This is a genomic window from Pseudomonas sp. S2_A10 (assembly GCF_054668465.1).
The window spans coordinates 4,256,671-4,270,907 of the sequence record NZ_CP162773.1 but is presented as its reverse complement, the minus strand read 5'-3'; the positions used below and the strand labels follow the sequence as shown (position 1 = coordinate 4,270,907).

Sequence of the window (14,237 nt, the reverse complement as noted above, 5' to 3'; positions counted from 1 at the left end):
CGATCGAAACGCTGTCGATCATCCGCTGGCATTTGACACCCGGCTAATTCAAGCCTAGATTTCGCCCACTATGTAACCGGTTACATCACTCATCAGCATTGCATCCAGCTACCGAGACGACCGCCATGTACGCTGCCGCAAAAAAAACAAGAATGGGTTTTGTCGGAGGCGGTGAAGGTTCATTCATCGCCCGCGCCCACCGGCAAGCCGCCGGCCTCGACGGACGCTTCGAACTGGTCTGCGGCGCGTTCAGCCGCGACTCGGAGAATAATCAGCGCACCGCTGCGACCCTGGGATTGTCCGCCGAACGTTGTTACGACGATTGGCAAACCCTGCTTACCCGCGAGGCCGCCCTGCCCGCCGAGCAACGCATGCAACTGCTGGTCATCGTCACCCCCAATCATCTGCACGCACCGATTGCCCGTGAGGCATTGAGCGCCGGTTTTCACGTATTCAGCGAGAAACCCGCGGCGCTGAACCTTGCCGAGGTGCAGGCGCTGCATTCGGTGGTGATCAACAGCCAGCGAATTTACGGGCTGGCGCACACCTACCTCGGTTACGCGATGGTCTGGCAGGCCCGCGAAATGGTCGCCAGCGGCGTGCTCGGGCACGTGCGCAAAGTCATCGTCGAGTACCCGCAAGGCTGGCTCAGCACCGATGTCGCCGGGCAAGGCAACAAGCAGGCCGGCTGGCGCGACGATCCGGCGCAATCCGGGATCGGCGGCTGCATTGGCGACATCGGCACCCATGCGTTTTCCCTCGCCGAGTTCGTTGCCGGCCAGTCGATCCAGTTCATCAGCGCAATGCTCGGTTCGCATGTCGAGGGTCGGCAACTGGATGACGATGTGGCGATGCTGTTCAAAATGAGCGACGGCGCCAGTGGTGTATTGCTCGCCAGCCAGGTCTGCGCCGGTGAGGAAAACCCGCTGAAGATCCGCGTCTACGGTGACAAGGGTGGGCTGGAATGGCGTCAGGAAGAGCCGGCCAGTCTGATTCATCGACCGTTGAATGAACCGATGCGTATTCTGCGATCCGGAGTCGGTCAGCCGTGGTTGTGTGACGCTGCCAGTCAGCGCATGCGCCTGCCCGCCGGGCATCCCGAGGGTTATCTGGAAGCGATGGCCAACCTGTACGGCGATCTCGCCGAGGCGATTGTTCAAGACGTCGAAGGCCATCAGGCCCCGGGCATACCGGGCATCGAGACCGGCCTGCGCGGCATGGCCTTCATTGAAACCGCCATCGCCAATCACCTTGGCAATGAAAAGTGGAGCGAGATACCCGGCCCACTGACAGGAGCCCAGCACAATGAACAGTGATCAGCAAAATTTGACTGGCCTGAAAGGTCCGGGGATTTTCCTCGCGCAATTCATCGCCGACCAAGCGCCTTTCGACACGCTCGCCAACATCGCCGAATGGGCAGCCTCGCAAGGCTACAAAGCCATTCAGGTACCGACCCTCGGCACGCGTTTCATCGATTTGCAGCGCGCCGCTGAGAGCCAGGATTACTGCGACGAACTCATCGCCGTCTGCGCCCGCGCGGGTGTAGTGATCAGCGAGTTGTCGACGCACTTGCAAGGGCAATTGGTCGCTGTGCATCCGGCGTTCGACAGTCTGTTCGACGACTTCGCCCCGCCAGCGCTGCGCGGCAAGCCGCAGGAGCGCACCGAGTGGGCCATCGAGCAGTTGAAACTGGCGGCCCGTGCCAGCCAGCGTCTCGGACTCAAGGCCCATGCGACCTTCTCCGGCGCCCTGCTCTGGCCCTACGTCTATCCATGGCCGCAACGTCCGGCCGGTTTGGTCGAGCAAGGTTTCGCCGAACTGGGCAAGCGCTGGCTGCCGATCCTCGATTGCTTCGAAGAGGCCGGCGTTGATCTGTGCTACGAAATCCATCCCGGCGAAGACTTGCATGACGGCGCGTCGTTCGAGCAGTTTCTTGAGGCGGTGAATCATCACCCCCGCGCCGCAATTCTCTATGACCCGAGCCACCTGCTGCTGCAGCAAATGGATTACCTCGGCTTCATCGACCGTTACCACCAACGCATCCGCATGTTCCACGTCAAGGATGCCGAGTTCCGCCCCGATGCGCGCTCCGGCGTCTACGGCGGCTATCAGGGCTGGGTCGAGCGTCCCGGGCGCTTCCGCTCGCTGGGCGACGGCCAGATCGATTTCAAATCGATCTTCAGCAAATTGTGCCAATACGACTTCAACGGCTGGGCCGTGCTGGAGTGGGAATGCTGCCTGAAAGACTCTGCACAGGGCGCGGCGGAAGGCGCGGCGTTCATCGAGCGACACATGATCCGCAAGACCGCCAAGGCCTTCGACGATTTCGCCGGGGTCAGCGCCGATGCCGCTTCCAACCGGCGCCTGCTCGGCCTGACCGACGACTGATTCATCCGCGTTACCGACATAAAAACAATACGGTGATCTGAAATGAACGTAATGAATGCGCGACTGAGCGTGATGATGTTTTTGCAGTTCTTTATCTGGGGCGGCTGGTTCGTCACCCTCGGCACTTTTCTGGCCACCACGCTCGCTGCCAGCGGCGGCCAGGTCGGCATGGCCTTCGCCACGCAATCATGGGGTGCGATTCTGGCGCCGTTTGTCATTGGCTTGATTGCCGACCGGTTTTTCAATGCCGAACGCATTCTGGCGGTGCTGCATCTGCTGGGCGCGGTGCTGCTCTATCAGCTCTATCGCGCCGCAGACTTCAGCGCGTTTTATCCCTATGTGCTCGCCTACATGATGGTCTACATGCCGACATTGGCGCTGGTGAACGCCGTGGCGTTCCGCCAGATCAAAGACCCGGCGCTGGAGTTCTCGCGCATTCGCGTATGGGGCACAGTGGGCTGGATTGTCGCCGGTGTGGTGATCAGCTTCGTGTTCGCCTGGGACTCGCAGCAAAGCATCGCGGCGGGAGGCTTGCGCAATACGTTCCTGATGTCCGCCGTCGCATCACTGCTGTTGGGGCTTTACAGCTTCAGTCTGCCGAACACCGCGCCGCTGAAAACCGCAGCCGGCTCATCAAGCCTGAAGCAGATGCTCGGCGTCGATGCGTGGGGTTTGCTCAAGGATCGCAGCTATCTGGTGTTCTTTCTCGCCTCGATCCTGATCTGCATTCCGCTGGCCTTCTATTACCAGAACGCCAACCCGTTTCTCGCGGAGATCGGCGTGACCAACCCGACAGCGAAGATGGCCATCGGTCAGGTGTCGGAAGTGCTGTTCATGTTGCTGTTGCCGCTGTTCATCCATCGTTTCGGCATCAAGATCGCCCTGCTGGTCGGCATGGCTGCCTGGGCGTTGCGTTACGTGCTGTTTGCCTTCGGCAATAACGACGATCAGGCATTCATGCTGCTGATCGGCATTGCCCTGCACGGCGTGTGCTATGACTTCTTCTTCGTGTCCGGGCAGATCTACACCGATGCAAAAGCACCGGAACGCTTCCGCAGTTCGGCGCAAGGTCTGATCACCTTGGCCACGTACGGGTTGGGCATGTTGATTGGCTTCTGGATTGCGGGACGGATTACTGACCACTTCACTTCGAGTGCGGGCCATGACTGGAGAAGTATCTGGCTATTTCCAGCCGGTTTTTCCGTGGCGGTGCTGCTGTGTTTCTGGGCGACGTTCAAGGGCCGCGATCGGGACAAGGCTGTGTTGCCGAGTGCGGTTTAGAGCAGAGTTCTGATGCATGAACAGAACGAATGCCGCCTGTGGTTGAGGCGGCATTCGTTATCGATGCTCATGGTTGCGCTCAAGCGGTGCGACGTTCGAGCAGACGGTCAGCGCCACCTTCGGCGACCCGATTGCCTTGCAGATGATCGGAACCGTCAGAGGCTACTGCATCGCTGAACAGTGGATCGGTTTCGGTGGCGGCAACTGCGTCGCTGAATAGCGGGTCGGTTTCGGTGGCGGCTACTGCGTCGCTGAACAAGCGGTCCGTTTGAGTAGCGGCCACCGCGTCGCTGAAAAGTGGGTCGGTTTCGGTGGCGGCGAAGGCGTTCAGTGCAAAAACCGAGAAAGCGATACCGAGGATAGTCTGGCGTTTCATGATGGTGTGCTCCGAGGTGCAGTGGTTGGGTATGGAGCCGATCTTACGCTGCACCGTGGATATGAGAACTTCATTGACTTAATGGTTGTTATTGACGCAATCAATGATGAGTTGAGTAAAAGCAGCTGCTTACCTAACCGTTAAGCTGGTGCTTACGCGTCCAAACGAAACGCCCTACAACGTCTAAAGCAAAAAACTGACAAATCGTATTTATGACAGCTTTAGGCAAGCAAAAAAAAGACCCGAATCGATCGAAACCGAAGCGGGTCTTTCCCACTCAGACGACCCTTATTTCAAGTCGTCAAAGTGATCTCGCAGGAACTCGTAAAAGCGCAAGGCTTTCAACAATCTCCATACAAGGCTCAGCGTACGCAGCAAAAGCTTCATACGTTTTGGCCTCCAGGGCTGGCGGCCAAACCTCCAGCAAACTTACCGGACCATGCGTGCCTTCAGCCTACATGCTGGTGTGGCTAGTGAGGCGGCCGGTTGAAATCCCTCCGAGACAACATTCCGGCGCGGGTGCGAATCCGCGTCAGAGGGCGTGAAACCTTTTGCGCCCCCCAGCCAAACCTCACTGCTCTACCAACAAGATGAGCGCAGGCATCTTAACGCAGAAATCAGAAGAGAAAACCCGAGTAACCAAGGTTATCCTGCGGCTACGCCTGAACCTTTGTAAAATCGTATTTCTGACAATGTTTATTGACAGATCTGAATTCAGTTGCATGCGCTGGCCGCTCCGAAAAAACCTCCCACATCACGCTAAACCTACGTTGCACTGACGGGAGAAACTTAATACCATGCGCGGACATGTTGGTGTGGCTAGTGAAGCACATGGCCTCGGCTCCAAACCGAGGATTGAAAAACCGCCCCGCGAAGGCGGTTTTTTTTCGTCTGTGTTTTCTGGTCCCCCTCCCATCCAAGGCACATTGCCTGACTCGATCCCCCTGCGCCCCTGCACAAATCTTCTAAACACTCTTCTCCCCCACGCGGTATTTTAGAAACGCCCCTGCTCAACCGCCCTATGGAATCCTCCCATGGACAAACGCAACTGGATCTCTCTCTCCCAGGATGTCGATACCGGGATCGAGTCGATTCGTGCGCATTTCCGTGGGCATGCCTACGATCCGCACTGGCATGACAGTTTCCTCGTGGGCGTTACCGAGCAGGGCGTGCAGCAGTTCAATTGCCGTCGTATACGTCATCGCAGTACCCCGGGGCATGTGTTCCTGCTTGAACCAGGAGAGATCCACGATGGCCATGCACCGACCGAGGATGGCTTCACCTACTCGATGCTGTACCTCGATCCGCACTGGCTGGAGCGCGAACTGCACGCGCTGTTCGAAGAGGCGCCCGCCGACAGTCAGCCAGGATTTGCCGACACCCTGAGCCACGATCCGCGCCTGTCGACGGCGATCGTGCAAGCCTTCCATGCTTTGCATGACGGCGATCTGCGCATCGTCCGGCAGACTGCGCTGGATGGCCTGCTGGCGTCCCTCACCCGCCACCTCGACTGGCGCAAGCGTCAGGACTTCGATCCGCGCCTGCCACTGGTTGCTCAGGTCGCGCGGGACTATCTGCATGCCCACACCTATGAAGACATCGGCCTCGACGACCTTGCGCAAGCCTGTGGCGTTGATCGCTTTCGCCTGACCCGCGCGTTCACGGCCGCTTTCGGTCTGGCACCCCACGCTTACCTGATCCAGTTGCGCCTGGCCAAGGCGCGGCAATTGCTCGCGCGCGGCGAGACGCCAGCGCAGGTGGCCAGCGTGCTCGGTTTTGCCGATCAGAGTCATCTCGGTCGCTGGTTCCGACGCGCCTATCAACTGACCCCGGCGGACTACCGCAAACGCTGCTCAAATCTTCCAGACTGACGCCCTCCGTCTGACGATCATGGTGTCCTGTTTCGACTTTCAGGAGTTTGCACCATGGCTTCTTTACTGCCCTTTCTACTGTTTGCTTTCGTTGCCTCGATCACGCCGGGGCCGACCAATATTCTGGTGTTGAGCCACAGCTCGCGGCGCGGATTGATTGCCACGCTGCCGATCATTTTTGGCGCGTGTGCGGCGGCCGCGTTGATCGTGCTGGTGGTCGGGCTCGGTGCTGGTGAAACCCTGCTGCGCTTTCCGCGCGTGCAGCAAGCCATGGCTTGGGCTGGCGTGCTCTGGTTGAGCTGGCTGGCGTGGCAGATCTTTCGCAGCCCGCCGCCATCCCTGGACCCGAAATCGCATGAACAAAGCTTGAGCGTATTCGGCGCGGCGCTGCTGCAACTGGTCAACCCCAAGGTATGGATGATGGCTGTGGCGGTGGTCAGCGTATTCGTCGGCGGCGGCGACAAGACGCTGCGCCTGTTGGTGTTGTCGCTGGCGTTTCTGCTGGTGTCGTTGCCGTGCATGACGCTCTGGGCACTTCTCGGCGTTGGCAGCGCGCGGTTGCTCAGCTCACCGCAAGCGTTCAAGCGCATGAACGCGGCACTGGCCCTTCTTCTGCTGCTCTCGGCCTGGCTGGCCGTGTTGGTCTAATGCCCGGTGGCTTGCCGGTATTCGCGTGGTGTAAACCCGGTCGAGGCTTTGAACTGACGGGTGAAAGCGCTGTGATCGGTGTAGCCGCATTGCAGCGCCACCTCGGTAATCGGCAAGTCGCTGTGCAGCAATCGATGCGCATGTTCCAGGCGGACTTTCTGAATCATCTGCCGTGGTGTCAGGTGGAAAACGCGTTTGCAATAGCGCTCCAGTTGCGCCACGGAAATCCCGGCGATCCGCGTCAGTTCACCCAGCGTCACCCGCCGATTGAAGTTGCCGCGAATGTATTCATCGACAGCCGCCAGGCGCTCGAAAGCCGGATGGGTTTCGCTGGCTGACTGCAGATCCACCGAGATCCCCACCAGACCGATGATCGTCCCGTCACGGTTGTAGATCGGCCTCTTGTGGGTCAGGCACCAGCCCGGTTCGCGACTGCCATACAGATGCAGTTCGAGCTGATCCTCCAACACGAAACCTTCCTCCAGCACCTTGCGATCCTGCTCGGTATAACCCGGCCCCAACTGCGCCGGGAACACCTGCGCACTGGTTTTGCCGAGCAACGGGCGCAGGTCCTTCAAGCCACAACGCTGCACCAGCGTACGGTTGGCCAGCACATAACGCGCTTGCAGATCCTTGATGAAGATCGCCGCGTTGGGGATCACATCGAGTATCGGCAACAGCTGCGCGGCACCCGCGACCATCTCTTCGAGGGTCTGCGCACGCAAGCCGTCAGTGCCCTGGCACAGGATCGAAAACGCTGACTGCATCAAAGACTTCCCCTCGAGTTGAACCACCGCAAATGTCACTCGCCAGCAGATTGCAGCAACGTCGCGGCCCTGTCGAGGCCGCGCATTCATCGGCGCCATTGTGCTGAATTCGTCATCGATCCCTGCATAAAACATCAATCGCCGCCACTGCCGGGCGGTGCAAAGTCTGCTCGTCCCCGTGACACAACTGCCTATCCAATAACTCACAAGAAGGCGATGCCATGTCAGGCCAAGGCAAGTTCAAAAAACAGCTTTCATTGATCGACCTCACCTTTATCGGACTCGGCGCGATCTTCGGCTCAGGCTGGTTGTTCGCCGCCAGCCATGTCTCGGCGATTGCCGGGCCGGCGGGGATTTTCTCCTGGCTGCTGGGCGGTTTCGCCGTGTTGCTGCTGGGTATCGTCTACTGCGAACTGGGCGCCGCATTGCCCCGTGCCGGCGGCGTGGTGCGCTACCCGGTTTATTCCCACGGTCCGCTGCTCGGCTACCTGATGGGTTTCATTACGCTGATTGCGTTTTCCAGTCTGGTGGCGATCGAAGTGGTCGCCTCGCGCCAATACGCGGCGGCATGGTTTCCCGGATTGACCAAGGCTGGCAGTGGCGATCCGACGATCCTCGGCTGGCTGGTGCAGTTCGGCCTGCTCTGCGTGTTTTTCCTGCTCAACTACCGCAGCGTAAAGACCTTCGCCAAGGCCAACAATCTGGTCAGCGTGTTCAAATTCATCGTGCCGCTGCTGGTGATCGGCGTGCTGTTCACCTTCTTCAAACCGGAGAACTTCCAGGTTCAGGGATTCGCTCCATTCGGCCTGTCCGGCGTGGAGATGGCGGTCTCCGCCGGCGGGATCATCTTTGCCTATCTGGGCCTGACGCCGATCATTTCCGTCGCCAGCGAAGTGAAGAATCCACAGCGCACCATTCCCATCGCGCTGATTCTTTCGGTACTGCTGTCGACCTTGATTTACGTGCTGCTGCAAATGGCTTTTCTCGGCAGCATCCCGACGGAAATGCTCGCCAACGGCTGGGCCGGTATCAGCAAGGAATTCGCCCTGCCCTATCGCGACATCGCCCTGGCGCTCGGTGTGGGCTGGCTGGCGTATCTGGTGGTCGCCGATGCGGTCATTTCGCCGAGCGGCTGCGGCAACATCTACATGAACGCCACGCCGCGAGTGATCTACGGCTGGGCGCAGACCGGCACCTTCTTCAAGGTCTTCACCAACATCGATGAAAAGTCCGGCATCCCGCGGCCGGCGCTGTGGCTGACTTTCGCCCTGTCGGTGTTCTGGACCTTGCCGTTTCCATCGTGGGAAGCGCTGATCAACGTGGTCTCCGCCGCGCTGGTGTTGAGCTATGCGGTGGCGCCGGTGTCGGTTGCGGCGTTGCGGCGCAATGCGCCGGACATGCCGCGCCCGTTCCGGGTCAGGAGCATGGGCCTGCTCGGGCCGGTGTCGTTCATCATCGCCGCGCTGATCGTTTACTGGTCGGGCTGGAACACTGTGTCGTGGCTGCTCGGCCTGCAAATCCTGATGTTTGTCATCTATCTGTTCTGTGGCCGCTTTGTGCCGACCGCACACCTGAGTCTGGCGCGTCAGGTGCGCTCATCGGCGTGGCTGATCGCGTTCTACGCGGTGACTATCGTGCTGTCGAAACTCGGCACCTTCGGTGGCCTCGGCATCCTCGCTCATCCGTTCGACACCCTTGTCGTCGCCGCTTGCGCCACCGGTATTTACTACTGGGGCGCAGCGACCGGCGTGCCTGCCCATCTGCTGCGCCTGGACGACGAGGACGAAGAAAGCGACAGCCCTGCGCCCTCGCCCACCGTCAACGCCCGCCCTGCCGGCGCCTACTGAAATCATCCAACGGGATCTCTTCATGAAACGAGTACACGTCATTGATTCCCACACCGGCGGCGAACCGACACGGCTGGTGATGAGCGGTTTCCCCGAGTTGTCCGGCAACAGCATGGTCGAGAAACGCGACGCCCTGCGCAGCCAGCACGATCAGTGGCGCCGCGCCTGTCTGCTCGAACCGCGCGGCAACGATGTGCTGGTCGGCGCGCTGTATTGCCCGCCGGTGTCGCCTGATGCCACCTGCGGGGTGATCTTCTTCAACAACGCCGGATACCTGGGCATGTGCGGCCACGGCACCATTGGCCTGATCAATTCGTTGCAGCACCTGGGGAAAATCCAGCCGGGCGTGCACAAGATCGACACACCGGTGGGGCAAGTCAGCGCGACGCTGCACGACGATGGCTCGGTCACCCTGTGCAACGTGCCCGCTTACCGTTATCGCAAACAGGTGTCGGTGGACGTACCCGGTTTTGGCCGCGTGGTCGGCGATATCGCCTATGGCGGCAACTGGTTTTACCTGGTCTCCGAGCACGGCCAGACGTTGACCATGGACAACGTCGAACACCTGATCGCGTACACGTGGGCGATGCTCAAGGCGCTGGAAGACCAAGGCATTTTTGGCGAAGACGGTGCGGTCATCGACCACATCGAACTGTTCGCCGATGACGATCAGGCCGACAGCCGCAACTTCGTCATGTGTCCCGGCAAAGCCTACGACCGCTCACCGTGCGGCACCGGCACCAGCGCCAAACTTGCCTGCCTGGCCGCCGACGACAAGTTGCAAGCGGGCGCGCCATGGATCCAGGCGAGCATTACCGGCAGCCAGTTCGAAGGCCGCTTCGAATGGGAAGGTGAACGCATTCGCCCGTTCATCACCGGCCGCGCCTACATGACCGCCGACAGCACCTTGCTGATCGACGACAGCGACCCGTTCGCGTGGGGCATCTGAGCCGCCACGCCGTTTTTTCACTACGAATCAAACGAAATGCCAAGGAGTTGAATCATGAGCGACAACATCTTCACCGGTTGCATGCCGGCCCTGATGACCCCGTGCACCGCCCAGCGCAAACCTGATTTCGATGCGCTGGTGGCCAAGGGACGCGAGCTGATCGATGTCGGCATGAGCGCCGTGGTCTACTGCGGCTCGATGGGCGACTGGCCGCTGCTGACTGAAGCCGAGCGCCAGGAAGGCGTGGCGCGCCTGGTCGCTGCCGGGGTGCCGACCATCGTCGGCACTGGTGCAGTGAATACCCGTGAAGCGGTTTCCCACGCAGCGCATGCGGCGAAAGTCGGCGCGCAAGGCTTGATGGTCATTCCGCGCGTGCTGTCCCGTGGCGCTTCAGCCACCGCGCAAAAGGCCCACTTCGCCGCCATCCTGCAAGCCGCGCCGAACTTGCCGGCGGTGATCTACAACAGCCCTTACTACGGCTTCGCCACCCGCGCCGATCTGTTTTTCGAACTGCGCCGTGAATACCCGAACCTGATCGGCTTCAAGGAATTCGGCGGCGGCGCGGACCTGCGCTACGCGGCCGAGAACATCACCTCCAAGGATGACGACGTGACGCTGATGGTCGGCGTCGACACGCAAGTGGTGCACGGTTTCGTCAACTGCAACGCTACCGGCGCCATCACCGGTATCGGCAACGCCCTGCCCCGCGAAGTGCTGCAACTGGTCGCGCTGAGCAAGCAGGCCGCGCAAGGCGATGCCAAGGCCCGGCGTCAGGCGCGGGAGCTGGAATCGGCATTGGCAGTGCTGTCATCGTTCGACGAAGGCTGTGATCTGGTGCTGTATTACAAGCACTTGATGGTGCTCAACGGCGACAAGGAATACACCCTGCACTTCAACGAAACCGATGCGCTGAGCGACTCGCAACGGCGCTATGCCGAGAAGCAATATTCGCTGTTCCGTCACTGGTACGAGAACTGGTCTGCCGAACAGAACTTCGCCTGACCACCACCTGCCGCGAGTCATCACGATTCGCGGCAGGCCTCGCTCATTTCACAGGAAGACACCATGACTCTGACGGGCAACATGCTGATCGGCCAGCAAGCCGTGACCGGTAATCGTCCAGCCTTTCGCGCGATTGATCCGGCGACCAACCAGGCACTTGAACCGCAGTATGCCGGGGCATCAGCCGAACAGGTGGAACAAGCCTGCGCCCTGGCCTGGGCGGCGCAAGACGCGTATTGCGAAACCAGCCTGAGCAGCCGTGCGGCATTTCTCGAAAGCATTGCCGAGCACATCGAAAACCTTGGCGATGAACTGATCGAACGCGCCCAGGCCGAAACCGGTCTGCCGCCTACACGCCTTCAGGGCGAACGCGGCCGCACCTGCTCGCAATTGCGCCTGTTCGCCCGTACGGTGCGCGCGGGTGAGTGGCTGGACGTGCGCGTCGACAGTGCGCAACCACAACGCCAACCGCTGCCGCGCGCCGACCTGCGGCAACGACAGATTGCCTTGGGGCCGGTCGCGGTGTTTGGTGCGAGCAACTTTCCCCTGGCATTTTCCGTGGCCGGTGGCGACACCGCTGCGGCATTGGCGGTTGGTTGCCCGGTGATCGTCAAGGCGCACAGCGCGCATCCCGGCACCAGCGAACTGGTCGGCCGCGCAGTGGCGCAAGCGGTCAGGGCCTGCGCTCTGCCCGAAGGCGTGTTTTCCTTGTTGTTCGATTCGGGGTACGAAGTCGGCATCGCATTGGTCAGTGATTGGCGCATCAAAGCCGCTGGCTTCACCGGCTCGCGGGCTGGTGGACTGGCCTTGATGAAAGCCGCGCAAGTGCGGCCGGAGCCGATTCCGGTGTATGCGGAAATGAGCTCGATCAACCCGGTAGTGCTGTTTCCTGCCGCGCTGGAAAATCGGGCGCAGGCGTTGGCCGAAGGATTTGTCGCGTCGCTGACACTGGGCGCCGGGCAGTTCTGCACCAACCCGGGATTGCTGATTGCCCGCAAAGGCCCGGCGCTCGACGGGTTTCTCGGCGCGATAGCGGAACTGATCCCGCGCAGCGCGGCGCAAACCATGCTCACGCCCGGCATCTTCGGCGCCTATCAAGCAGGCGCGACGGCTTTGCAAGACAATCCCCGTGCGCGCGCGGTAGCGGTTGGCCAAGTCGGCGGCGGCCCGAATCAGTGTCAGACGCATGTCTTCAGCACCGATGCAGCGGATTTTCTTGCCGATCAAAGCTTGCAAGCCGAGGTCTTCGGCGCGACAGCGCTGATCGTGCAATGCAGCAGTGACGAGGAAATTCGTCAGGTCTGCGAACATCTGGAAGGTCAACTGACCGCGACCTTGCACATGGACGACGCCGACCTTGCACTGGCGCGCGCGTTGTTGCCTACCCTGGAGCGCAAGGCCGGGCGCTTGCTGGTCAATGGCTGGCCGACCGGCGTGGAAGTCTGCGATGCAATGGTGCATGGCGGGCCTTACCCGGCAACCTCGGACGCGCGCAGCACCTCGGTGGGCACTGCGGCGATCCTGCGTTTCCTGCGGCCGGTGTGCTATCAGGATTTCCCCGACAGCCTGCTGCCGACGGCGCTGCAACAGACCAATCCGCTCAACCTTCGGCGCTTGCTCGATGGCCAACGGGAAGCGACACACCATGGCGAATAACCCTTCGCACGACATCGCCGTGGTCGGCGCGGGGATCATCGGCGTCGCTTGCGCACTGCGTCTGGCGCGCCAGGGCCTGCGGGTGGTGGTCATCGATCAGCAGGAACCGGGCCATGGCGCTTCGTTCGGCAACGCCGGGCATCTGGCCACCGAGCAAGTCTTTCCTATCGCTGACGTGTCGATCCTCAAGCGCTTGCCGGCCATGTTGATGGACCCGATGGGACCGCTACGCCTGGACTGGAAGTACCTGCCGCGCGCCCTGCCGTGGTTCACCCGCTTGTTGCTGAATCTGCGGCCCGAGCCTTTTCAGAAAACCGTCGCCGGCTTGCGCGCGCTCAATGAAAGCAGCCTCGACGCGTGGCAGCGCTTGCTCAGCGATATCCAGCGCACCGATCTGCTCAAGGTTGACGGCTCGTTACTGGTCTTCGAAAAACCTGAATCCCGGCAGGCCATCGAAGCCTTGCAGGCGCGACTGCATCAGCAGCAGGTGCCGGTGGACTATTGGCAAGCGGGGGCGATCCGCGAAACGGCGCCGCAGCTCAGCGAACAGATTCGGGGCGGACTGTTTTTCCCGCGAACCGGGCATTTCCTTGACCCTTATCGCGTGGTGTGTGCGCTGGTCGAGTCGGCTCGCAGCAGCGGCGTGAGTTTTCTCAAACAGCAGGTTCAGGGCGGCTACGTGCAGGAAAACGGTGTCTTGTTGATGACCGGCAATGGCGGCGTAACGGCCAGCCGCGTGTTACTGGCCTGCGGTGCGCATTCGGCGAAACTCACCGCCGCGCTGACTGGCAAGCAAGTACCGTTGGACACCGAACGTGGCTATCACCTGATGCTGCCCAACGAGCATGATCGCCTGCCCTTCCCCGTCACCTCGCTGGAACGCAAATTCATCATGACGCCGATGCGCGATGGGCTGCGCCTGGCCGGCACGGTCGAATTCGCCGGACTGGAGCGGCCGGCGAACATGGCGCGCGCCTGGCAGTTGCAGCGCCTGAGCCAAGGCCTGTTTCGCAAGGACCTGAACGCTGATGGCGCCACACCGTGGATGGGCTTTCGCCCGTCGCTGCCGGATTCGCTGCCAGTGATTGATCAGGTTTGCGCCGGCAAGGTCTTGCTTGCCTTCGGTCATCAGCATCTGGGCCTGACGCAGGCGGCGGTGACGGCGGAGATGATCGGGCAGATGGTCTCAGGCGCGGCCGGCGAGTTGCCGAATGCCGACGCCTACCAACTGGCACGTTTCTAAGCGTGCTTCAGCGCGTCGCCGTGATGCATGGCCAGGTGGCCGGTCTTGTCGCTCTTGACCTCGTATTGCGGCGCGTCTTTCGAGGCTGGCCGGTGGCGGCCCATGAACTCGGTGTCGCGGGTGTGCACCTTGACCACTTTGCCGTGGATCTCGCCGGCCTCGGAATTCCAGCGCACCGCATCGCCGACTTTGAATGAGCTGCTCATCAT

General features: G+C 61.0%; 13 protein-coding genes. 10 read left to right on the top strand and 3 right to left on the bottom strand.

Going from position 1 to position 14,237, the window contains the following annotated elements; translation table 11 throughout:
* The first annotated feature begins 152 nt into the window (after positions 1 to 152).
* Genes AB4N41_RS19185 through AB4N41_RS19175 form a run of 3 tightly spaced genes read left to right on the top strand, consistent with a single transcriptional unit; the run spans position 153 to position 3,669 of the window.
* Positions 153 to 1,316 carry a Gfo/Idh/MocA family protein gene (locus tag AB4N41_RS19185; RefSeq protein ID WP_435405990.1) on the top strand — a complete coding sequence of 388 codons (1,164 nt, stop codon included), beginning with the start codon at positions 153 to 155 and terminating at the stop codon, positions 1,314 to 1,316.
* On the top strand, positions 1,306 to 2,388 hold the full coding sequence (locus AB4N41_RS19180; RefSeq protein ID WP_252877889.1) for a sugar phosphate isomerase/epimerase family protein: 1,083 nt from the start codon (positions 1,306 to 1,308) through the stop codon (positions 2,386 to 2,388). The genes AB4N41_RS19185 and AB4N41_RS19180 overlap by 11 nt, the downstream gene beginning before the upstream one ends.
* 42 nt (positions 2,389 to 2,430) lie before the next feature.
* Positions 2,431 to 3,669: a nucleoside permease gene (locus AB4N41_RS19175; protein ID WP_236169558.1), complete on the top strand. Its 1,239-nt coding sequence runs from the start codon at positions 2,431 to 2,433 to the stop codon at positions 3,667 to 3,669.
* 79 nt (positions 3,670 to 3,748) lie between these two features.
* On the opposite strand, the gene AB4N41_RS19170 is transcribed toward AB4N41_RS19175, so the two are convergent.
* Positions 3,749 to 4,045 carry a hypothetical protein gene (locus AB4N41_RS19170; protein ID WP_042609596.1) on the bottom strand — a complete coding sequence of 99 codons (297 nt, stop codon included), beginning with the start codon at positions 4,043 to 4,045 and terminating at the stop codon, positions 3,749 to 3,751.
* Between the two features lie 1,034 nt (positions 4,046 to 5,079).
* Here AB4N41_RS19170 and AB4N41_RS19165 point away from each other — a divergent pair.
* Together AB4N41_RS19165 and AB4N41_RS19160 are read left to right on the top strand one after the other, a co-directional pair.
* Positions 5,080 to 5,916, top strand: coding sequence for an AraC family transcriptional regulator (locus tag AB4N41_RS19165; protein ID WP_252877888.1), 837 nt, complete (start codon positions 5,080 to 5,082; stop codon positions 5,914 to 5,916).
* Between the two features lie 54 nt (positions 5,917 to 5,970).
* Positions 5,971 to 6,564, top strand: a complete 594-nt coding sequence (locus AB4N41_RS19160; RefSeq protein WP_252869224.1) for a LysE family translocator — start codon at positions 5,971 to 5,973, stop codon at positions 6,562 to 6,564.
* Here the strand turns inward: AB4N41_RS19160 and AB4N41_RS19155 are convergent.
* Positions 6,561 to 7,331 carry an AraC family transcriptional regulator gene (locus AB4N41_RS19155; RefSeq protein WP_110599539.1) on the bottom strand — a complete coding sequence of 257 codons (771 nt, stop codon included), beginning with the start codon at positions 7,329 to 7,331 and terminating at the stop codon, positions 6,561 to 6,563. The genes AB4N41_RS19160 and AB4N41_RS19155 overlap by 4 nt on opposite strands.
* A 221-nt stretch (positions 7,332 to 7,552) precedes the next feature.
* Between AB4N41_RS19155 and AB4N41_RS19150 the strand changes: the two genes are divergently transcribed.
* The 5 genes from AB4N41_RS19150 (at position 7,553) to AB4N41_RS19130 (ending at position 14,028) form a co-directional block, all read left to right on the top strand.
* The gene (locus AB4N41_RS19150) at positions 7,553 to 9,178 is read left to right on the top strand and encodes an APC family permease (RefSeq protein WP_460137902.1); all 1,626 of its coding nucleotides are present in this window, start codon (positions 7,553 to 7,555) and stop codon (positions 9,176 to 9,178) included.
* 22 nt (positions 9,179 to 9,200) lie between these two features.
* On the top strand, positions 9,201 to 10,127 hold the full coding sequence (locus AB4N41_RS19145) for a 4-hydroxyproline epimerase (RefSeq protein ID WP_252877886.1): 927 nt from the start codon (positions 9,201 to 9,203) through the stop codon (positions 10,125 to 10,127).
* Positions 10,128 to 10,181: 54 nt separating this feature from the next.
* Positions 10,182 to 11,129 carry a dihydrodipicolinate synthase family protein gene (locus tag AB4N41_RS19140; RefSeq protein ID WP_252877885.1) on the top strand — a complete coding sequence of 316 codons (948 nt, stop codon included), beginning with the start codon at positions 10,182 to 10,184 and terminating at the stop codon, positions 11,127 to 11,129.
* A gap of 63 nt (positions 11,130 to 11,192) precedes the next feature.
* Positions 11,193 to 12,785, top strand: coding sequence for an aldehyde dehydrogenase (NADP(+)) (locus tag AB4N41_RS19135; protein ID WP_252877884.1), 1,593 nt, complete (start codon positions 11,193 to 11,195; stop codon positions 12,783 to 12,785).
* Positions 12,775 to 14,028 (top strand): NAD(P)/FAD-dependent oxidoreductase, encoded by a 1,254-nt coding sequence (locus AB4N41_RS19130; protein ID WP_252877883.1) that lies wholly within the window; start codon positions 12,775 to 12,777, stop codon positions 14,026 to 14,028. The genes AB4N41_RS19135 and AB4N41_RS19130 overlap by 11 nt, the downstream gene beginning before the upstream one ends.
* Here AB4N41_RS19130 and AB4N41_RS19125 read toward each other — a convergent pair.
* Positions 14,025 to 14,234, bottom strand: coding sequence for a hypervirulence associated TUDOR domain-containing protein (locus AB4N41_RS19125; protein WP_051600414.1), 210 nt, complete (start codon positions 14,232 to 14,234; stop codon positions 14,025 to 14,027). The genes AB4N41_RS19130 and AB4N41_RS19125 overlap by 4 nt on opposite strands.
* Between the last annotated feature and the right edge of the window lie 3 nt (positions 14,235 to 14,237).